Origin of the sequence: Micromonospora sp. ANENR4, assembly GCF_015354395.1 — a bacterium.
Classification (GTDB): domain Bacteria; phylum Actinomycetota; class Actinomycetes; order Mycobacteriales; family Micromonosporaceae; genus Micromonospora; species Micromonospora aurantiaca.
Genome location: NZ_JADKYQ010000021.1, coordinates 23,496 through 44,798 on the forward strand (window position 1 = coordinate 23,496; position 21,303 = coordinate 44,798).

At 70.8% G+C, this 21,303-nt stretch carries 9 protein-coding genes; 1 reads left to right on the forward strand and 8 read right to left on the reverse strand.

The genetic code is table 11. From position 1 onward, the window contains the following. Positions 1-4 precede the first annotated feature (4 nt). On the forward strand, positions 5-5,125 hold the full coding sequence (locus IRY44_RS31415; protein ID WP_194803214.1) for a non-ribosomal peptide synthetase: 5,121 nt from the start codon (positions 5-7) through the stop codon (positions 5,123-5,125). A 531-nt stretch (positions 5,126-5,656) separates the two neighbouring features. Here the strand turns inward: IRY44_RS31415 and IRY44_RS28275 are convergent. From IRY44_RS28275 to IRY44_RS28310, 8 genes are all read right to left on the reverse strand, one after another. Continuing rightward, complete coding sequence (locus tag IRY44_RS28275) at positions 5,657-7,066, reverse strand: condensation domain-containing protein (RefSeq protein WP_194803215.1); 1,410 nt, start codon at positions 7,064-7,066, stop codon at positions 5,657-5,659. Continuing rightward, on the reverse strand, positions 7,059-10,184 hold the full coding sequence (locus IRY44_RS28280) for a non-ribosomal peptide synthetase (protein WP_194803216.1): 3,126 nt from the start codon (positions 10,182-10,184) through the stop codon (positions 7,059-7,061). The genes IRY44_RS28275 and IRY44_RS28280 overlap by 8 nt, the downstream gene beginning before the upstream one ends. 337 nt (positions 10,185-10,521) lie before the next feature. Continuing rightward, positions 10,522-12,285 carry a non-ribosomal peptide synthetase gene (locus tag IRY44_RS28285; RefSeq protein ID WP_194803217.1) on the reverse strand — a complete coding sequence of 588 codons (1,764 nt, stop codon included), beginning with the start codon at positions 12,283-12,285 and terminating at the stop codon, positions 10,522-10,524. Positions 12,286-12,298: 13 nt separating this feature from the next. After that, positions 12,299-13,510, reverse strand: a complete 1,212-nt coding sequence (locus IRY44_RS28290; RefSeq protein ID WP_194803218.1) for an XdhC/CoxI family protein — start codon at positions 13,508-13,510, stop codon at positions 12,299-12,301. A 505-nt stretch (positions 13,511-14,015) separates the two neighbouring features. Next, on the reverse strand, positions 14,016-17,066 hold the full coding sequence (locus IRY44_RS28295) for a BTAD domain-containing putative transcriptional regulator (protein WP_194803219.1): 3,051 nt from the start codon (positions 17,064-17,066) through the stop codon (positions 14,016-14,018). 532 nt (positions 17,067-17,598) lie between these two features. Continuing rightward, positions 17,599-18,792, reverse strand: a complete 1,194-nt coding sequence (locus IRY44_RS28300; RefSeq protein ID WP_194803220.1) for a hypothetical protein — start codon at positions 18,790-18,792, stop codon at positions 17,599-17,601. 22 nt (positions 18,793-18,814) lie between these two features. Next, the gene (locus IRY44_RS28305; protein ID WP_194803221.1) at positions 18,815-19,972 is read right to left on the reverse strand and encodes an acyl-CoA dehydrogenase family protein; all 1,158 of its coding nucleotides are present in this window, start codon (positions 19,970-19,972) and stop codon (positions 18,815-18,817) included. Positions 19,973-19,996: 24 nt separating this feature from the next. Next, on the reverse strand, positions 19,997-21,280 hold the full coding sequence (locus IRY44_RS28310; protein ID WP_194803222.1) for an acyltransferase domain-containing protein: 1,284 nt from the start codon (positions 21,278-21,280) through the stop codon (positions 19,997-19,999). Positions 21,281-21,303 lie beyond the last annotated feature (23 nt).

The window sequence follows — 21,303 nt, forward strand, 5'->3', positions numbered from 1 at the left end:
CATCGTGACCGAGACCCTTCCGCGCGCCGATCTCCCGTCGGCACCGTTTCCGCGCCACCTCGACCGTCCCGAGCACGGCGACGGTGCCGTGCCGGCCACCGTGGTGGAGCGGTTCGAGCGCCTCGCCGCCGAGCAACCGGACGCCCTCGCGATCGTCGATGGCGACGAGCGGGTGACGTACGGTGAACTGAACACCCGCGCCAACCGCCTGGCCCGCGCGCTGGCCGACCGCGGGATCGGCCCGGAGAGCCGGGTCGCGCTGCTGCTGCGCCGTGGGGTGCCGCTGATCACCGCGCTGTGGGCGGTGCTCAAGGCGGGCGGCGTCTACGTGCCGCTGGATCGGAACCTGCCGCTCCTCCGGCTGCGGCAGATGCTCGACGACGCCCGACCGGCGTTGATCCTCGACGAGGAGGACCAGATCCTGCCGTCCGCCGACAGCCGACCGGTCCTCACCCTGGCCGACCTCGGCCCCGGCGCCTACGACGACCGGCACCTCGACGTGATCAACCACCCCGACTCGCTGGCGTACGTCATCTTCACCTCCGGCTCGACCGGTCAGCCGAAGGGCGCGGCCATCACGCACGGCGGGCTCGCGAACTACCTCACCGCGATCGGTGCGGTGCTGGGCGACACCGGCGGCCGGGATGGTGCACCCCTGCACTCGCCACTCAGCTTCGACCTGACCGTCACCGCCCTGTTCCTGCCGCTGACCACCGGGCGCCCGCTGTGGGTGGTGCCCGAGGAGAACACGCTGGACCATCTGGCCGACCTGTTGGTCCGCTCCGATCTCGATTTCCAGGTGGTCAAGCTGACCCCGACGCACTTCGAGGCGCTGCTTCCGCGTGTCGTGGGCCGGGGACCGGTCGACTCGGTCCGCTCCTTCGTGGTGGGCGGCGAGGTGCTGTCGCCGGAGTCGGTCCGCGACTGGCGACGACTCGCGCCACACGCCTTGATCGTCAACGAGTACGGCCCCACCGAGACGGTTGTCGGCGCGGTGGTCAGCGCCGTCGACGACCCGGGCGAGCTCGTACCGATCGGTCGGCCACTGGCGAACTACACGGCCCACGTCCTCACCGACAACCTGGAGCCGGTCGCCCGGGGAGAGGCGGGCGAGCTGTACCTCGGTGGGGCCGGAGTGGCGCGCGGATACCTGCACCAGCCGGGCCTGACCGCCGAGCGCTTCGTGCCCGACCCGTTCGCCACTCGGCCGGGCGCGCGCCTATACCGCACCGGTGACATCGCCCGCAGCAGGCCCGATGGCGTCCTGGACTTCCTGAACCGGGTCGACGAACAGGTCAAGATCCGCGGATACCGGATCGAGCTCGGTGACATCCGCAGTGCCCTGCTGGCCCATCCGGCCGTCGCCGACGCGGTCGCCGTGATGCGCGAGCGCAACCGCGACAAGGCCATCGTCGCCTACCACGTGGTGGCACCGGGCACCGAACCACCCACGCCCGCCGATCTCGCCCTGTGGGCCGCCGAGCGACTGCCCACCTACATGGTGCCGAGCGCGTTCGTGGCGATCGACGACGTTCCGATGAACCATAACGGGAAGGTCGACCGCAGGGCGCTGCCCGAGCCGCCTGATCCGGCGGAGCCGGCGGAGCCGTCCTACACCGCTCCTCGTACCGCTGCGGAGCGAACCGTCGCCGACCTGTGGTCGACCGCGTTGGGTGTCCGCACAGTGGGCATTCACGACGACTTCTTCGATCTCGGCGGACATTCGCTCTTGGCCAGCCAGATCGTGATGGCCTGCGCCGATGCCTTCCCACAGTTGCCCGAGCACATCATGCTGCGGGACATGTTCCGCTACCCGACGGTCGCCGGGTTCGCGGCGACGCTCGACGAGGGCCTCGCACAGGTCGCGACGCAGGACCAGCCGGCCGCCGCGCCGGAGACGACCGGCACGGTCGACGGCGGGGACCCGACCGACGGGTCGCCACGGCTGCCGCTGGCCCAGGAGCGGCTGTGGTTCCTCGACCAGCTCAACCCGCGAAGCCCCGAGTACCTCATTCCGATGGCGCTGCGGATCACCGGTCCGCTGGACGTCGAGGCGCTCCGCGCCGCCCTCACCGCGGTGGTCGAGCGACACGAGGTGCTGCGTACCCGATTCGAGGTACGCGACTCGGTGCCCGCACGGGTGCTGTGCCCGGCTGCCGACTTCCGGCTCGAGGCCCGGACGGTGGCCGAAGACGCCATTGCGGCCGAGGTCGCCGCCGAGGCGGAACGGCCCATCACGCTGGAGGCGCAGCTTCCGCTGCGCGCGGTGCTGCTGGCCTGCGGTCCACAACTGCACGTCCTGTGTCTCACCGCCCACCACATCGCCTTTGACGGCTGGTCGCACCGGATCCTGCTGGAGGAACTGGCGGGCGCGTACGAGGCGTTCACCAGCGGCCGCGCGCCCGGCTGGCCGGCCCTGCCCGGCCAGTACGCCGAGATCGCGCTGCGGCAGGATGCCCAGCTGAGCGGCGCGACGCTCGAACGCAAGATCGACTTCTGGCGACAGTCGCTCGCCGGCTCGGTGGCCACTGAGGTGCCGCCCGACCACCCGCGGCCGCCGCGTCGGTCGACTTGCGGGGACACCCGGCTGGCGCAGCTCCCCGCGGAGCTCACCGACCGGATGACGGCCCTGGCCCGCCGGCACGGCGCAACGCCGTTCATGCTGCTGTTGGCGGCCTCGCAGGCCCTGCTCGCCCGCTACGGCGGCCAGTCGGACGTCACGGTCGGCACGACCGTCGCCGAGCGCGCCCGCCCGGAGACGGCCGACCTCATCGGGCTGTTCGTGAACATCCTGGTGCTGCGCAACGACCTGTCCGGCGATCCGACCTTCACCGACCTCCTAAAGCGCACCCGCGACCGGGCCGTCGAGGCGTACGCCCATCAGGACGTGCCGTTCGACCACCTGGTGCGCATCATGGAGCCGACGCGGGACCTGTCCCGGACGCCACTGTTCAACATCCTGGTCAAGTACAACAGCGCACCCACGGTCCCGGCCCGGCTGCCCGGACTCGGCGTCGAGGTGTTGCCGACCCCGGACGAGGTCTCCAAGTACGACCTGATGCTGAACTTCGACCTGACCGACGAGGGCCTCGAATACGGCGTGCAGTTCGACACGGCGCTGTACGACGCCCCCACGATCGAACGGTTCATGACCCAGTTGCGCGCTGTGGTCGAGCAGGTCGTCGCCGATCCGGGGGTGCGCCTGTCGATGCTCTCCTACGGCGATGCCGAGCCCTGCCTCCGTGGCCCTGACGCGCCACTAGACCTGGCGACCCTGCTGCACGAGGGGATCCGGGCGCAGGCCCGGCGTACGCCCGACGCCGTCGCGGTCTCCGGGCCCGACCGGGCCCTCAGCTACGCCGAACTGGACCGCCACGCCGCCCTGGTCGCCGCGCGCCTGCTCGACAGCGGGGTGGCCGGGGACGAGCCGGTGGTGCTGTGCATGGACCGGTCGGTCGACATGGTGGCCGGACTGCTGGGCATTCTCCACGCGGGCGCCGCCTACCTGCCGATCGAGACCGACACCCCGAAGGCACGGATCGTCCAGATCGTGGCGGACTCCGGTGCCCGGGTAGCGGTCGTCGACCCCGGGGTCGCCGACACCTTCATCGGCACCGGATGCGGGGTGGTGTCACCCGCCGCCCTGGAACCGCTGGGCGACCTCGACGAGGTGGCGGCGGTGGCGGGAGCGGCCGAACGGGGGAGCCTGGGCGAGGCGCGCAGCCTGGGCCTGTGCTCGGTGTACTACACCTCGGGCTCCACCGGCCGACCGAAGGGCGTGGCGAGCAGCCACCGCGGCTGGCTGAACCGGATGGCCTGGATGCAACGCCACCACCCGCTCGCCGTGGGTGACGCCGTCCTGCACAAGACCACTCTGACCTTCGACGATGCTGCGGTGGAGATCCTCTGGCCGTTGCTGACCGGTGGCCGGGTCGCGCTCCTGCCACCGCGCCTGCACCTGGATCCGCAGGCGATCATCGACGCGGTCATCGCGAGCGAGGCGGTGCACGTGCAGTTCGTGCCCAGCGTGCTCGACCTCTTCCTGCAGGCGGTCACGCCCGAGGACGTCGCCGCCATGTGCAGGCTGCGGTCCGTGCTGTCCAGCGGCGAGGCCCTGCGCCCGCGACTGGTGCGGCGGTTCCATGAGGTCTTCGGCGACCGGGTCACCCTCGACAATACCTGGGGGGCCACCGAGGTCTCGATCGACTCGACCTGCCACGTCTGCGTGGCGGCGGACGGCGTCGGGACCGCCGGATCGGTCGCCATCGGCACCCCGTTCGACCACAACGAAGTGTGGGTGCTGGACGAGAACCTGCGGCCGGTGCCGGACGGCGCCCCCGGCGAGCTGTGGATCGGTGGCCTCGGCCTGGCCCGGGGCTACCTCAACAACCCGGCCATGACCGCTGCGGCATTCGTGCCGCACCCGACCCGGCCGGGCGAACGGCTGTACCGGACGGGCGACTGGGGCCGTCGGCGCGCGGACGATGAGCTGATGTTCCTGGAGCGGCGCGACGACCAGGTGAAGATCCGCGGCGTACGGACCGAGCTTGGTGAGGTGACGGCGGCGCTGCTGGGCTGTGCCGGCGTCGCCGACGCCGTGGTGATCGCCTGGGAGGCTGTTCCCGGTGACAAGCGGCTGGCGGCGTACGTGGTCCTGCGGCCGGACGCGCCACCCACCGCGGCGATGATCCGCGAGCAGCTCTGCTCGGTCCTGCCCCCGTACGCGGTGCCCACGTCGATCCATGTCCTTGCCGCGCTGCCTCGGCTCGGCAACGGCAAGCTGGACCGGCAGCAACTGCCGCCTCCGCAGGCCGGCGGCCCCCTCACGCCGGACGAGTCGGCCCCGCTCGCGAATCCGACGCAGGAGGTGGTCGGCCGGATCTGGGCCGAGGTGCTCGGGATCGAGCGGATCGGCCCCGACGACGACTTCTTCGCCATGGGCGGGCACTCGCTGCTGGTGACCCGGGCGGTGATGCGGATGCGCGGCGCGTTCGAGCTGCACGTGCCGATCGGCATGATGTTCGAACGCCCCACGGTGGCCTCGGCGTCGTCCTGGGTCGAGGAGGCCATTCTCGCCGAGATCGAGGCGATGACCGAGGACGAGGCGACTCGGCGGGCGAGCTGATGTCAACCGGGCAGGCACGCGACGTCGACGTCTGGCGGGCGGAACACCGGCGGGCCGATCCGGCCTGGCTGCCGCTGCTGGAGCCGGGCGAGCGGGACCGCGTCGACGCCTACCGGCGGCCCGACGACCCGGGCCCGGTTCCTGACCGGCGCCACACTGGTACGTCCGCTGTTCGCCCGTCACCTGGGCGTGCAGCCGGCCCGTGTTCGCCTCACGCGGACCTGCCCGGACTGCCCCCGCCCGCACGGCAAGGTGCGGCTGGACCGCCGGGCGCACCCGCATGGCCCGCCGATGGAGGTGTCGGTGTCCCATTCCGGGCGGTGGGTGGTGGTGAGTACCTACCGCAGCAGGCTGGTCGGGGAGGACGTCGAACGAGTGGACCCGATGTTGGACCACGCCACCCTCGGTAGGTTCGCGCTGCCCTCCGACGAGCTGCGCGCGTTGCGGAAATCTGCCCGTCGCGGCACGGGCGGCGCCGTGCTGCGGTAGAGCGGAAATCGTCTGCACCGCAGCACGGCGGCTGTGCCGTGACTAGGAACACGCCTCCCGGGCCGGAACAGGTTCGTCCGGGTGGTCGCACATCCGCCGTACGCACTGGTAGAAGTCGGTCCGCATCCGTGCCACGGTGGCGGCGTCGAACACCGCCCCGCGGTACTCCCAGTAGCCGCTGAACCCGTCCGACGAGCGGACCAGAGACACCGACAGGTCCAGTGACGAGGTGCCGCGGAAGAGTTGCTCCTCGGTCACCTCGACCCCCGGCACCCGCAGCGGGATCGGCTCCATCTCGTACACCTGGAACATCACCTGCATCATCGGCTGACGTCCCGGCACGCGACGCGGACGGAGGTCGGCGACGATGTGCTCCAGCGGCAGCTCCTGGTGCGACATGGCGGCCAGGCAGCGCTCCCGTACCCGGGCCAGCAGCTGGCGGAAGGTGGGCGGGCCGGACAGGTCGATCCGGATGGGTACGGGGGTGATGAAGAATCCCACCAGCTCTTCCCACTCGGGTCGGGTCCGGCCGGCCGCTGGCGCGCCGACGACAAAATCGGACTGACCGCCGGCGCGGCCGATCGTCACGGCGAACGCGGTGAGGAATGCCATGAACCTCGTGACGCCGCAGGCCGCCGCGAGGTCCGCCAGTGCCCCGGCCACATCGGCCGGGACCTCATCCCGCAGGACCCCGCCGCGGAAGTCCGAACCGGTGTCCGGATCGCGGTCGAACGGCAGGGCGACGGCGGGCGGCGCTCCCGCGAGCTCGCGCCGCCAGAATGCACGGTCGCCGTCGAGCTCCGCGCCGGCGAGCCGGGCCCGTTGCCAGACGGCGTACTCGGCGTACCGGTGGCGGGGAGCGGGCGACGGCGCCGGCCCGCTGTCGCCGGCGGCGACCAGCAGGGCCGACAGGTCGGCGCGCAGGATGTGCTCCGACCATCCGTCGATGATGATGTGGTGCGCGACGAGGGCGAGGACGTGGTCGTCCGGTCCGAGGCGGCACAGCAGCCACCGGATGCCCGGCTCCAGGTCCAGCCGGTACGGGCGGGCGTCGAGGTCGAGGGTGGCCCGGTGGGCCGCCGCCATCGGGTCGGTCTCGCCGGACACGTCCACGACCGGCACCGTCACCGGAGCCGGCGGGATGACCCGCTGTACGGCGGTGCCGCCCTGCCGGCCTATGACGGTGCGCAGGATGTCGTGGCGAAGGTGCAGCTCGGTCAGCGCCCGGTCGAGGAGCGTGCGATCCAGCCGCCCGCAGAGCCGGAAGACGTTGACCAGGCCACCTCCGCCGGTACCACCCTGGATCTGCGACATGATCCAGAGGCGCTCCTGGCCGAAGGACAATGGCGCCTCGCCGACGACCGGCGGGACCGACCGGGTCGCCATTCGGGCCCGCCGGTCGAGCAGGCGCTGCGTCGCCGGATGCGGCGCGGCCGTGCTGTGCTCAGCCATGCTCCTCCTCCCAACGCACCAGCGCAGCGGTGAAGTCGGCGAGAACGGGGTGTTCGAACAGCGTCCGAACCGGAAGGTCGACGCCGAACGCCTGCCGTACGTGACCGACGACCCGCGTCGCCGCCAGTGAATGCCCACCCAGCGCGAAGAAGTCGTCGAATGCGCCGACCATGTCGAGATTCAGCACCCCGCGCCAGATCTCGGCGCACGCCTGCTCCAGCTCGTCCCGCGGTGGCACACGCTCCTGTGGGTCGACCGCGATGAGGTCCGGCAGCCTGGCCCGGTCGATCTTGCCGTTGGGTGTCTTGGGCAGCGCGGCACCGATGCTCACCCGCGCCGGGACCATGTAGTCGGGCAGGGTGCGGGAGCAGTGTTCCCGCAGGGCTTCCTCGGGGACGACCGCGTCGGCCACGCCGACGTACGCCACGAGCCGTCCGTCGCGGGCGACGACCACCGCCTCGCGGACCGCGGGGCAGGTGGCGAGGGTGCTCTCGATCTCTCCGAGTTCGATGCGGAACCCGCGGATCTTCACCTGGTGGTCCAGGCGACCGAGATACTCGAGCACGCCGTCCGAGCGCCAACGCACCAGGTCGCCGGTCCGGTACAGGCGGCCGCCGGGGTTGCCGCCGAATCCGTCGGGCAGGAAGCGCTCGGCGGTCAGCCCGGGCCGCCTGAGGTATCCGCGGGCCAGCACATCGCCGCCGAGCAACAGTTCACCCGGCACGCCGACCGGGGCAAGCGTGTGGCCGTCCTGCTGGACGACGAACGCCCGGACACCGGGGAGCGGGCGACCGATGGGCAGGCTTGCTCCCTGTGGCACGCCGGCCTCGACCCGGTAGCTGGTGGAGACGATCGACGCCTCGGTGGGGCCGTAGAGGTTGATGAAAGTCCGGCTCGCCGCCCATTTCTCGGCCAGCGGAACGGGGCACGCCTCGCCGGCGACCGTGATCGTCTCGGGAACGACCGACTCGTCGACGATCCCGGCCAGCGCCGACGGGGGCAGCAGGGTGGCGGTCGCCCGGGTACCGCCCAGCATCCGCTCCAGATCGGTGTCCGCCGTCGCCTCGACGTCGGGCAGGTAGAGCGACGCACCGGCGCCGAAGCCCATCAGGGCCTCCAGCACCGACGCGTCGAAGTTCGGCGACGCGAACTGCAGCATGCGGTCGGCCGGCGAGAGCGGGAAGGCATGCCGTTGCGCCGCGCTGACCGTCGCGAGGCCGCGGTGTACCACGCCGACGCCCTTCGGCCGCCCGGTCGAGCCGGAGGTGTAAATGACGTACGCCAGCCCGGTTGGGTCCAGGGTCCTCGCAGGATTGGCGGGCGACGCCGCGGCCAGCTCGCTGCCGAGGTCGTCGAGGTCGACCGTGGTGCTACCGGCAGGTACCCGGGCCGTCAGCGGTCCGCGGGTGAGGACCAAGGCGGGCCGGGCGTCGTCCACCATGTACTGGATCCGGGCGGCCGGGTAGGCCGGATCCAGCGGGAGGTAGGCGCCGCCGGCCTTGAGAACGCCGAGGGCGCCCAGTATGACGTCCGCGCGGTCGTCGAGGAACAGCCCCACGACGACTTCCGGGCCGACTCCGCGGGCCTGCAGCGCATGGGCCAGCCGATTCGCGTCGGCGTTGAGCTCGGCGTAATCGGCCCGGACCCGGCCGCTGAGCGCCGGGCGGTCCGGGTGGCGGTCCGCGACCGCCTCGAACGCGGACGGCAGCGTCCAGCCGGGGTCGACCGGTCGGGCCGGGCTGGAGAACGCCGCGATGGCGGCACCTTCCGCCCCGGTCACGATCTCGAACTCGGCCATCGGCCGGTCCGGCTCGGCCAGGGCGGCGTCCAGCAGCCGTACGTAGTGTCCGTGCATCCGCTCGACCGTTGCGGCGTCCAGCAGCCCGGCGTCGTAGTCCCAGTAGCAGTGGTACCCGTCGCCCTCCCGGGCGATCGTCAGCACCAGGTCCGCGCCGGCGATCCGGCTCGCGCTCGGCAGTGGCTCCAGCACGGCGTCCGGCAGGCTCAGTGGCTGCCGCTGCAGATCCGCCAGCTGGAACATCACGTCGAAGAACGGCCGGCGTCCCTGGGCCCGGTCCGGCCGCACCGTCTCGACCACGGTGTCGAAGGGCACGTCCTGGTTGGTGTACGCGTCCAGGACGATCTCCCGGGCCCGGCCGACCAGATCGCGGAGGCTCGGCCGGCCGGACAGGTCGGCCCGCAGCGCGACCGCGTTCGCGACGAACCCGACCACCCGTTCGGATTCTGGCTGGGTGCGTCCGGTGCACAGCGACCCGACGAGCACCTCCTGGTGTTGCCCGTACCGGCCCAGCAGCGCGGCGTATCCGCTGAACAGCACGGTGAACAGCGTCGCCCGGGCCGACCGTGCGGTAGCGTTGGCCGAGTCGACCAACTCGCCCTCCAGCATCGCCGCGAACCGGCGCATGTCCTGCCGCTCGCGGGCCGCGGTCCGCACCGGCAGGGACAACCGCGGCGGGTCGGTGGGCAGGATGTCACGCCAGTACGCCAGCTGCCGGGCGCACTCGAGTCCGGCCAGCCAGTCCCGCTGCCAGGCGGCGAAGTCGCCGTAGGTGTGCGCCGGGACAGGATCCGTCGGCGGCTCACCAGCGTGCCAGCGGGCGTACGCCTGGGTCAGGTCCTCGTGCAGGACCTGCACCGACCAGGGGTCCGCGATGAGGTGGTCCATGGTGAGCAGCAGGGTGTGGTCGGCGGCGTCCGTGGTCAGCAGGACCGCCCGGTAGGTCTCACCGGTGGCCGGTTCGAAGCGGGTGCCCAGCTCCCGCTCGGCCCGTTCGGCGACTGCGCCAGCCGGGTCACCGAGCCGCGAGAGGTCAGCCATCGCCAACGGCACCCGGCCCGGCGGGGTGACCACGCAGGTGAGCCTGGCCCCATCGACCACGAACCTGGTGCGCAGCGCGTCGTGACGGGCCGCCAACTCGTCCAGGGCCTGCCGCAGGGCCTCCACGTCGAGGTGACCACGTATGCGCAGGCCCATCTGAAGGTTGTAGGCGGGCGCCCCGTTGGCGAGCTGCTCGGCCACCCACATCCGCTCCTGAGCGTAGGACGCCGGCCAGGCCGGGGCCTCGCGTAGCGCCGGTGACGGGGCGGTCGAGGTCACATCGGATGAAAGGAGGTCTGCCACCGGCCCTCGAACGTACGAGCCGGTTGGCTGGAACTGAGAGATGGTCATGGGTGACGCCTCTTCGGGACGGGGGGATGGGTGGGCGGCAGGGCCCTGTTGCGGCCCGGCTGTTGGTCAGCCGGGCCGACGCGTCGGGATGACCGATGCGCCGGCCCGGCTGTTGCCAGCCAAGCCGGCGCGTCGGGATGGCCGAAGCGGCGACAAAGCTGTTGTCAGCGGCCGGCGCGTCGGGGTGACCGATGCGGCGGCCCGACCGTCGCGCCAAGGTGGCGGTCCGGGCTGCTTCCCAATGGGCGGGCGGTGGCGCCGGCGGTCAGGCCGCCGCGCAGGTTGCTCGCCGCTCCTCGACCAGCAGCGCGAGGTCGCGCAGCAGCGGCCGGTCGTATATGTCGCGTACGGTGATGGGTGCCGCGAAGGCCTCTCGAACCCGCAGCGTCAAGCGGGTGGCGAGCAGCGAGTGCCCACCGAGGGTGAAGAAGTCGTCCTCCCGGGCGACCTCGTCGAGGCCGAGCAGGGCTTGCCAGAGGCCGGCAAGGCTCTTTTCGGTTGCGGTGACGGGCTGGTCACCACCACCGGCGGTGGTGACCAGCGGCACCGGCAGGGCATGGCGGTCCAGCTTGCCCGAGTGGGTGAGCGGGAAGGCGTCCAGCCCCACGACGGCGGCCGGGACCATCGCCTCCGGGAGGACCCTCTTGAGGTGCTCGCGCAGCGAGGCTACGTGCGGGCCGTCGGGCACGACGTACGAGACGAGCCGGAGTCCGTTCTCCTCGGCGAGCGCGACCGTGGCAGCGTCGGTGACCGCCGGATGGGTCCGGAGCTGGATGTCAATCTCCCCGAGCTCGACCCGGAAGCCGCGCAGCTTGACCTGGTCGTCGGCGCGGCCGACGAAGTCGTACACGCCGGCGACCCGCCGGGCGAGGTCCCCGGTGCGGTACAGCCGGCCGCCGGCGTCGGGCCCGAACGGGTCCGGCGCGAACCGCTCGGCGGTGAGCCCGGGCTGGCCCAGGTAGCCGCGGGCGACGGCCGGCCCGCCGATGTAGACCTCGCCGACGACGCCGTCGGGTACCGGCCGGTGTTCCTCGTCCAGCAGGTGCACCGCACGATCGCCGATCTGCCTCCCGATCGGTATCGCCGGCAGCGCCAGGTCGGCGGCCGTGATCCGGTGGGCCGTGGCGAGACAGGTGCACTCCACCGGACCGTAGACGTTCACGATCGTCAGATCGGGCTGGTTCGCGAGCACCTTGCCCAGGTGGTCGCGCGAGGCGGCCTCGCCCCCGATGACCAGGCACCGCAGCCCGGCCAGCAACCCGGGCCGTTCGGCAGCCACGGTGTTGAACGCCTGCGTCGGCAGCATCAGCATGTCCGCCCCGGCCCGCTGGGCGGCGTCGGCGACGGCCAACGGGTCGCTGCCGTCGTCGCCCCGGTGGATGACGAGGGTTCCGCCCGTGGTCAGCACCGGGTAGATCTCAAAGACGTGGCCGTCCCAGGACATCGCCGAGTGGCACATCGCGCGCAGGCCCGGGCGCCACGGACCGTAGCCCGCGTCGAGGTAGAAGCCCGGGATGCTGCGGTGCGGCACCTCCACGCCCTTGGGCCGGCCGGTGGAGCCTGAGGTGTACGGGACGTAGAGCAGGTCGTCGCCGGTCACTTCCACCGGTGGCGGCACCGCCGATCCGGCGGTGGCGTCCGGGTCGCGGAGCGAGTAGGTCAGCGTCGGGAGGTCGGACAGCCCCCAGTCCAGTGGAGGCACCGTGAGCACGGCACGTACCCGGGCGTCCGCGGCCATGCGCCGCACGCGTTCCGCCGGCAGGCTCCCCTCGAGCGGAACGTAGGCCGCGCCCGCGCCGAGGATGCCCAGCATCGCGACGATGGTGTCGGCGGAGTGGCCGGCCCGCAGGCCGACCAGATCACCGCGACCGATGCCGAGCGCCAGCAACCGCCGCGACAGCCGGGCGGCGTACGCGGACAGTTGCCGGTAGGTCAGCTCCCGCCTGCCGTCGACCACCGCCTTCAGGCCCGGGGTGCGGGCCGCCTGCGCATGGAACAGGCCCGACACGGAGGATGTGTTGTCTGACATGCGAACAGGATTGTCACCTGGCCTTTCGCCGCGTTGTTGGCGGCCTATCGCCGGACCGGTCCGACGTGCGCTCCGGGTCCGGGGCAGGCCGGTCAGCTTGTCGATCTTGGTGAATCCGCCCGGTGCCCGAGGTCAAGCTCTCGCCGCTGCCGTTGCACCGTCTTGCGATGATCTCCGCGGCAATGCTCACCGCGGTCTCCTCCGGGGTCCGCGCCCCGAGGTCCAGCCCGATGGGGGAGGCCAACGTGGCCAACTCCGCCTCGCTCAGGCCAAGCTCGCGCAACCGGTCGAGGCGGTCGTCGTGGGTTCGCCGCGACCCCATCGCCCCCACGTAGGCCAGCGGCAGGCGCAGAGCCACATCCAGTACCGGCGCGTCGAACTTGGGGTCGTGCGTGAGGACGCACACCACCGTACGCTCGTCCACCCGGCCGGCGTTCGCCTCGGCCTTCAGATACCGGTCGGGCCAGGCGATCACAACCTCATCCGCCGCCGGAAAACGCCGCTCGGTGGCGAATACCGCACGGGCGTCGCAGACGGTTACCCGGTAACCGAGGAAAGCGCCGATCCGGGCGACGGCCGCGGCGAAGTCGATGGCACCGAAGACGAGCATCCGGGGTGGTGCCTGATGGGACGCCACGTACAGGGTCAGCTCGTCGCGCCGGCGCTCGCCGTCGTAGCCGTAGTGGAGTAGGCCGGTGCTGCCGACGGCCAACATCGCGCGTACGTCCTCGACAACCGCGGCGTCCAGCCGGGCGCTGCCGAGTGAGCCGTCGGATTGGTCCGCGTAGACGATGAGCCGCCGCCCCAGCCACGAGGCTGGATCCTCGCCGTTCGTGGCGACGCAGGTGACGACCGCGACGGGGATCCCGTGCCGCACTGCGTACGACACCGCCGCGAGCTGCGGATAGGACTTCCGGTCCACCCGCTCCACGAACACGTCGAGGATCCCCCCGCAGGTCAGACCGTCCGTGAAGGCGTCGTAGTCGCTGACGCCGTAACGTCGGAGCACCGGCGCGCGGGACTCGACCACCTCCTGGGCCAACTCGTAGACAGCGCCCTCGACGCAGCCGCCCGCGACGCTGCCGACCACCGTGCCGTCCGCGGCGACCAGCATCGTCGCGCCCGCCGGTCGCGGTGCCGAGTGCCGTGTCGCCACCACGGTGGCCATTCCCACCGGCACCTCGTCAGCCCACCAGCGCTCCAGATCCTTCAACACCTCACGCATGTGTGCTCCCTTCCACCGGCCGTCTCGACTTCTCAGGAAGTGTCCGCCAAGGCGATTGCCAGGTCGGCCATCTCAGCTGGCGCCCGGCCGAAGCGTGACGCAGAAGAAGCCACCCGCTCCGGGTGGCTTCTTTCGTGCAGGCTTTGGCGGGGCGGTCGTCAGCCCCAGATCGTGTCGCCGCGACGGCGGGTAGCGAAGGCGTGGCCGTTGTCGCCGATGCTGTTCGACATCTCAGATTCTCCTCTTGAAGGCGATCTCTCGATGCCGAAAGGTTGTCCGAGCAGGCTTTTCTTGCCTCAACTCAGTGCTATCGTTTCGCTACTGTCCGCCTCGGCCGAGACGGAACAGTCGTGATGGAGCCGAGCTTTGACGGTTCTGGATGTGCCAATGGGGATCGGCCTGCTGAGGGTCGGCATGCTGTGCGGCACGAGCACCGTCCTGGTGGCGACCGTCGGGCCAGCGCGCGACCGGTGATGCCCTGCCTGTTCCGCAGCCTGCGCCTCGGCTACGTCCTCGCCACTGCGTGCCCCGCCAGGAACTCACCCGCCTCGTCAGCCGGCGGGTCGACCAGATCGCCGTGGTGCTGACCAACGCCGCCTGACGGCGCGTCCCGGCCGGTCTCGGCGAGCGGAGGCGCCGCCTCCAGTGCGGCCTGCTCGATGGTGCGGACCAGCACTCCGGCCCGCTCGTACCAGGCGTCGGCGTGCAGCCCGCGGAAGAGCTCCCGCGCCCGGGACGCTGCCCGCAGCGCCTGTTCGCGCTGGCCCTGGTTCTGTCGGAACTCGGCGATGGTCAGTCTGATGCGCGCCTCGATGAAGTCGTCGTTCAGCTGGGCCGCGAGCGCCGCCGCCGCGCTGAGCATGGTCTCCGCCTCCGCGTGGCGATCCTGGCGCAGGGCCACGATCGCCAGGCCGTGCTTGGCATGTGCCTCGCCCACCCGGTCCTGCAGCACCAGCACCAGATCCAGGGCGTCCTGGAACGCGCGCTCGGCCTCGTTCAACTCGCCGAGGGTCAGGTGCAGGTCGCCAAGACGGCACAGCACCTGGGCGTGCACCCGGCGGGCGTTGGCCCTCTGGGCCGCCGCGAGAGCCAGCTTCAGGTCATGCGCGGCCGCCTCGCAGTCACCGGTCTCCAGATGGATCTGGGCCATGTTGCTCATCACGTGCGCCTCGGCAACGTGATCGCCAGCGTCACGTAGCCAGCCCAGCGCGTCCTCGAAGCCCTGTATCGCCGCATCCGCCTTCCCGGTGATCCGGTCGAGGAAGGCCAGCATGCGCAACGCGAGGGCGTAGCCATGGCCCTCCCCGATCTCACCGAACAGCCGCGTGGCCTCGGTAAGCAGCGGTCGCGCGTCGCCATGGCGTTGCTCGAACACGGCCAGGGAACCGAGTGAGCTCAGCATCGCCGCCCGCCCGCGTCGGTTGCCGGTGCGAGCGGTGACCTGCAGCGCCAGTTCGTGGGTCGTCCGCCAGTCGTCGAAATAGCGCCGGTTCTCGAACAACGTGACCGATGCCAGGGCGAGGTCCCAGCACGCGTCGTCCATACCCATCTCGGCCGCGAGGCGTACCGCTGCGAGCAGGCCGAGGCGCTCGGTGTCGTACCAGGCCAGCGAGTCGGCGATCACCTTGTCCACGACGGACTCGGTCAGCTGCCAGCGCGGTGCCTCTCCGTGGATGATGGTGTGATCGCCGCCGTATTCGGCGCGGTGGGCGCGTTCGGCCAGGAACAGCCAGGCGCCCACGAGCCGGCGCGCCGTCGCCAGCCGCTCGGCCTCGGTCTCATCTGCTTCCAGCTGCTCGCGGGCGTACGTCCGGACCAGGTCGTGCAGCCTGAAACGGGCCCGGCTGCCCCGGCCGTGTTCCACCTCGACCAGGCGCGCCTCGACCAACTCGTCGAGCAGATCACCGGCGGTCATCGGGTCGCAGTCCATCAGCGGCGCGCAGATCCAGCCACCGAAGTCAGCCGAGCTGGCCTGGCTGAGCAGCCGAAACAGGCGCCGTGCCGATGAGCTCAGTGCCCGGTAGGACAGTGCCAGGTTGGCGCGAACGTCGAGCCCGCCGTGCGCTAACTCGCTCAGCCGCCGACGCTCGTCGGAGAGGCGATCCACGAGATCGCTCACCGCCCAGTGCGGACGGGCGACCAGGCGCGCACCGGCGACCCGCAGTGCCAACGGAAGGCCACCGCAGAATCGGACCAGCGAGATGGCGGCGCTTTCCTCGGCGTGGATGCGCTCCCGACCGAGCATCTTGCCCAGCAGCTCAAGCGCGTGATCGAGGCCCAACACGTCCACTTCGACCGGGTACGCCCCGGACAGCCCACTGAGGCGGTGCCGGCTGGTGAGGATCACGGCGCATCCGGCGGTGGCCGGCATGATGGGCCGCACCTGGTTCTCGTCCGCGCAGTTGTCGAGCACGACGAGGATTCGCCGGTCGGCCACGCAGGTACGAAACAGCTCTGCTCGCTCGTCGAGCTGCTCGGGCAGATTGGTGGCGGGCACTCCCATCGCCCGCAGGAAACGGCCGATCACCTCCGCGGGTGCCGCGGGATCGGCGTTGACGCCGTGCATGTTGGCGAACAACTGCCCGTCGGGGAAGGCGCCGGACAGTGCGTGGGCCACGTGCGTGGCGAGACTCGTCTTGCCCACGCCGCCTCGGCCGGAGATCGCCACCATCGGAACGGCGGTGGCGTTGGCATCGGAGAGCAGCCGCTCACGCATCGCTTCGATGAGCTCGGCGTGTCCGGTCATGTCCGACTGGGCGATCGGCAACATCCGCGGCACCTGTACGGGGCCGCTGCGCGGACCGCCGCTGAGGCCGGTGCCGATCCGCAGGTCGGGATCGTCGCTGAGGATGCCCTTCTCCATCAGGCGCAGCTGCTCGCCTGGTTCCAGTCCTAGGTCGTCGATGAGGATGCGGCGGCCGACGCGGTAGACCTCCAATGCGTCGGCGCGGCGGTCACAGCGAAAGAGCGCTAGCATCAACTGGGCGCGGAGCCGCTCGCGCAGCGGGTAACGCTCGACGAGATCCACCAGCTCGCCCACGGTCTCCTGGTGCTGATGCAGCCGCATGCGTAGGTCGATGTACTCCTCGATCGCGGTGATCCGGCGTTCGAGCAGCGAGGCCGCCGCCGCCTGTAGGATCGGGCTGGGAATCCCGGCGAATGGCTCGCCGTGCCAGAGTGACAGTGCCTCGGCGAAGGACTGTGCGGCGTCTGCTAGCCTTCCGCCGCTGGCCGCCTGCCGTCCGGCAGCGATGGCGCGTTCGAACATCAGCAGGTCGAGCTTGGTCGGATCGACCTCTATCTGGTAGCCCGGCTGTTTGGTGTGGATGGTCGCGCCGATACCGTGCATCGTCAGGGTGCTGCGCAGACTCGATACGCAGATCTGGATCTGGCCTCGGGCGGTGGCTGGCGGCCTGTCCGGCCACACCGTGTCGATCAACCGCTCAACCGAGACGATCCTGCTGCTCTCCAGCAGGAGGGTGGACAGGACGATGCTCTGCCGCGCCGCGGTCAGTGGGACAGGCCCAGTGGCGCCGATGAGCTCAAGCGGACCCAATATGCGAAACCACACGTTGCCCCCGTTTGGCATTGATTTCGTCGCACGGCGAGGTTATCAGAGCGGGCGGCTGCGACGGTATTAGTGAACGTCGATAGTCTGGAGATCGAAAGCGCGGACCTCGCCCAGCCGACGGGAATGGTGAGGGGACAGTACGACAGCGCAGGCACCAGATCAAGGCCGGTGTATGCGCAGTTCCGGGGCGCTCTCCGGCTTGAAGTGTTTCGTCCGGATTGAAGTCCCTAGGAAATAATGGATTCATGGGAGGAGCGCGAAGTTCGTGACATTCCTGAAGTTTCGGCCTGACCTCGCCGCTCTGGTCCTGGGCGGCCGGACTCGCGGAACGCCAGGCCACTGCCGATTCGGTGGCCATGGTGGCTGCTCCGGTGGTGGGGCCCAGCGGTGCGTCAGGCATCCGCCTGGTGGCACCGAGTTGCCCGCCAGACCGGGGGGCCGGGCCGAATCGGGTCCCGCCGACCGGTGGGCGGCCACCTCCGCGCCTCGTCGGGGTTGCGGGCGATGCGCGCGTCGCTCAGGAACGGCCGAGAGCGGCGTGGACCCGCTCCGGCCACTTCTGCGGATCGGCGCCGTACTGACAGACCAAGGCGTACGCGAACCGCTCCAAGCCGAAGCCGGCGCACGCGGTGTAGACCGGCTCACCCGCCGTTCCCGTGAGGGCGAAGGCGTCAGCGAACATCTGCTCGTGGAAGTTGAACGACCCGACGGCGATGGTCTCGCCACCGCCGATGTCGAGGCGCAGCTCGTACTTGAGTTCGAGCAGCCGTTGCGAGGTGGACCGCAGAGCCCCGTCGCTGTTGCCGAAGAACGGGTCGTTGGCCACCTCGCACCGACCGACCAGGCCCAGTTCGTCGGCCAGGCCCAACAGGCGGTCCATCAGCCGCTCGCGGTCGGCGAGCACCTGCTCTCGTGAGCCGACGAAGACCACTTCGCGGATGGTGAAGTCCCACAGGCGCTCCAGGCCTTTGCGGTACTTCTCCTCGTGCCGGAACGACTTGCCGCGCGACGTGACGACGGAGACCCCGTCCGGCAGTGAGCTGTCGGCGAACTGGTGGAACGTGTGGTAGCACATCGTCGGTGGCAGGCAGTAGTCCACCGCACGGCAGGATTCGAGCAGCTGTGCGTCCAGCCCGCCGGTGGCCTTCGTCTTGGCCAGAAATTCCTGGTACACGTCGATGTCGCTGTGCAGTCGGGTGACGAACATGACGTACTGGGGGAACGACGTGAGGTAGCCGCAGCGGTACAGCGTCCTGGCTGGGATCAGGGTCGGGTAGCGGTACTCCCGTCCGTGCATCTCTTGGACGACGAAGTCCCGCACCGTACGGTCCAGGTCGTCCATGAGGCTCAGCACCGGCTCGCCGAGGGCGATCTGTCCCTCGCCGGCCTCGAACGCGATTCCCGCCGCCACGAGGTCCTCGAAGGTCCCGGGGGCGATGGCGCGGTCTTCGGCCGAGCGCCAGATGACCTTGGCGTCGCGGCCGAGCTGGGTGAGGACGTCGTTCTGCAGGATGACGTTGAGCTTGCGGGCGAGGTTCTCGGTGGCCTCGGGTGTGTCCGTTCGTACGGTGATGCCGGTGACGCCGCTGTCCTCGACGACGAGCTGGAAGTCGACGATGTTCCGGGAGGCGAAGTACACGCGGCGGGCGAACTCGTCGGCCAGCGTGCGGTTCAGCGCGCGCTCCAACTGGATCGTGTGCAGGGTGCTCATGGTCTCGTCCTCTCGTCGGTGCTCAGGACATCGCGGGCACGCCGACGAGGCTCGCAATGACATTTCGTTGGATTTCTGATGTGCCGCCGTAGATGGTTCCGGCGAGGGCATCACGAAGTTCGCGCTCGATCGGCAGGTCGCTGACGTAGCCGCGCGCGCCGTGTAGCTGCTGCGCGTCCAGGCACGTCTGGATCAGACCCTCGGTGGCGAAGACCTTCAGAATGGCGCACTCGAGTAGCGCCATTCGGCCTTGACTCTTGAGCCAGGCGACGTGGTAGAGCATCAGACGTGCCGCCTCCAGGCGTACCCGCATGTCGGCGATCTTGTGCGAGACGGCCTGGAACGCGCCGATCGGCTTGCCGAACTGCCGCCGGGTCGCCGCGTGCTTGACGCTCATGTCCATGACCCGACGCATCGCGCCGATGGCCGCGGAGAACATGAAGCTCCGCTCCCACTCGATCGTGGAGGTGAAGATCTGGTAGCCGCGGCCCTCGGCGCCGAGGATGTGATCGGCCGAGAGGACGCAGTTGTCGAAGCGGATCTCTCCCATCAGGGTGCCGCGCAGCCCGGCCTTGGGGATGTCCCGGACGACCTGGACCCCCGGCAGGTCGGCCGGGACGATGAACAGGGTGAGCGCGCCCTGACCCGGCCCGTCCCCGGTGCGGGCGATGACCGTGAACAGGTCCGCCACCGGTCCGTTGCTGATGAAGCACTTGGTGCCGCTAAGCACGTAGGTGTCGCCGACCCGCTTCGCGCGGGTGGTCATGGCCAAGATGTCGGATCCGGCCGCCGGTTCGGTGAGCGCGTGGGCACCCACCATCGACCCGTCCACCAATGGCGGCAGATAGCGGGCGCACTGCTCGGGCGTGCCGTGCTCCACGATGTACATCACGCAGGCCCAGAGGTGATTGTTGATCGCGAAAGTCAGCCCGTTGTCCCGGCAGGCATAGGCGAACGCCTCGTGCGCGACCATGGCGCTGACCGGGTCGAGCTCCGAGCCCCCGAACGCGCGGGGGACCGTCCAGCCCAGCACACCGAACTCGGCGCACCTGGCCCAGCCCTCCCGGTCGAAGGTCGCTGTCCGGTCGTGCTCGGCGGCGTGTGCGCCGACCTCCGCGCGAGCGAATGCGATCACCTTGTCCCGCAGGCTCAGCTGATCGGGACTGAGAGAGAAGTCCATCGAATCCTCCGTTCGGTTGGGTGGTCAGCGGATCCGCGGCCACGTCCGGCGCACCGGCTTCGCGGCGCCGGGCCAGCCCGGATGTCCCGGCGTGCGGGCGGACACCGCGTGCCAGTCGACGGGGAATCCGCGTACCCACGCCTGCGCCGCGACCGTCAGCAGCGCGACGACCTCGCCGTGCGGGCTGGCCATCCGGCTCAGGGCCGGCATTACGTGCGCGGTGGTGTTCGTCGGCCGGTCGGGGTGCAGGTTCGCCAGTGAGCAGAGCATCTGGCCGGGGCCCGTCTCGACCGCCAGGACCGACGGCAGCTGCCACATCTGGGCCACGTTGTCGGTGAAGCGGACCGGCTGAGTCAGGTGCTGTGCCCAGTACGTCGGTGTGGTCGCCGCGTCGTCGATCCAGCCACCGCTCACGTTGGACAAGAACGGAATACCTGCCGGACGCAGGGACACCTTACCCAGCTCTGCGAGCAGCGGCGCCACGATCGGTGCCATCATCGGGCTGTGGAAGGCGTGCTCACTCTTGACCCGCATCGCCGGTACCGCTTGGGACAGCAGCGTGCGTTCGAGCCGCTCGACGGCTTCGGTCGGACCGGCGGCCACGCAGACCGACGGCCCGTTGACCGCGGCCAGCGACACCCCGTCGGTCAGGTAGCCACTGAGCGCGTCCGGGCCGAGCTGGACCAGGAGCATCGACCCGCGGGGTGCGGCCTCGATCAGCTCCGCCCGACGGGCCAGCAGGTGCAGCGCGTCCGGCAGGTCCAACACGCCGGCGATGCAAGCGGCGGCATACTCGCCGACGCTGTACCCGAGCATCGCCGACGGGTGCAGCCCCCACCGCCTCAGCAGAGTCGCCAGCGCGTACTCGACGGCGAACACGAGTGGCTGGGCGATGCGGGTGCGGATCAGGTCGGTGGCTGACGCCGCATCTGTCGTGGAAAACAGCGCCTCGCGGATGTCCGTCCCGAGGTCGGGCATGAGCAGCTCGGCGCATTCGTCGAGCGCGGACCGGAAGTCCGGCATGGTGTCGTACGCGGCGCGGGCCATCCCGGCCCGTTGGTCGCCGACGCCGGGGAAGAGAAAGACCAGCGATCCGGCCGCGGCGGCGGTGACTTCGCTGGTGGCGACCAGGGCCGGCGCGGGATTGGCGAGAAGGGCGCGAGCGTGTTCGGCGTCCCGAGCGATGATGGCGAGCCGGTGCCGCTCCCCGGCCGGCGGAGCAGGTGGCGCGGCCTCCGGGTGCTCGGCGAGGGCCCGTGCGAGCTGATCGGCCGCCGCCCGCAGGCCCTCGGGCGTAGCCGCAGACACGCACAGTACCTGCCATGTCTCGG

Excerpts from the sequence above, each read along its gene's own strand:
- IRY44_RS28300 (WP_194803220.1), bottom strand. The coding sequence starts at position 18,792 with ATGAGCACCCTGCACACGATCCAGTTGGAGCGCGCGCTGAACCGCACG.
- IRY44_RS28305 (WP_194803221.1), bottom strand. The coding sequence starts at position 19,972 with ATGGACTTCTCTCTCAGTCCCGATCAGCTGAGCCTGCGGGACAAGGTG.
- IRY44_RS28275 (WP_194803215.1), bottom strand. The coding sequence starts at position 7,066 with ATGGCTGAGCACAGCACGGCCGCGCCGCATCCGGCGACGCAGCGCCTG.
- IRY44_RS28285 (WP_194803217.1), bottom strand. The coding sequence starts at position 12,285 with ATGTCAGACAACACATCCTCCGTGTCGGGCCTGTTCCATGCGCAGGCG.
- IRY44_RS28290 (WP_194803218.1), bottom strand. The coding sequence starts at position 13,510 with ATGCGTGAGGTGTTGAAGGATCTGGAGCGCTGGTGGGCTGACGAGGTG.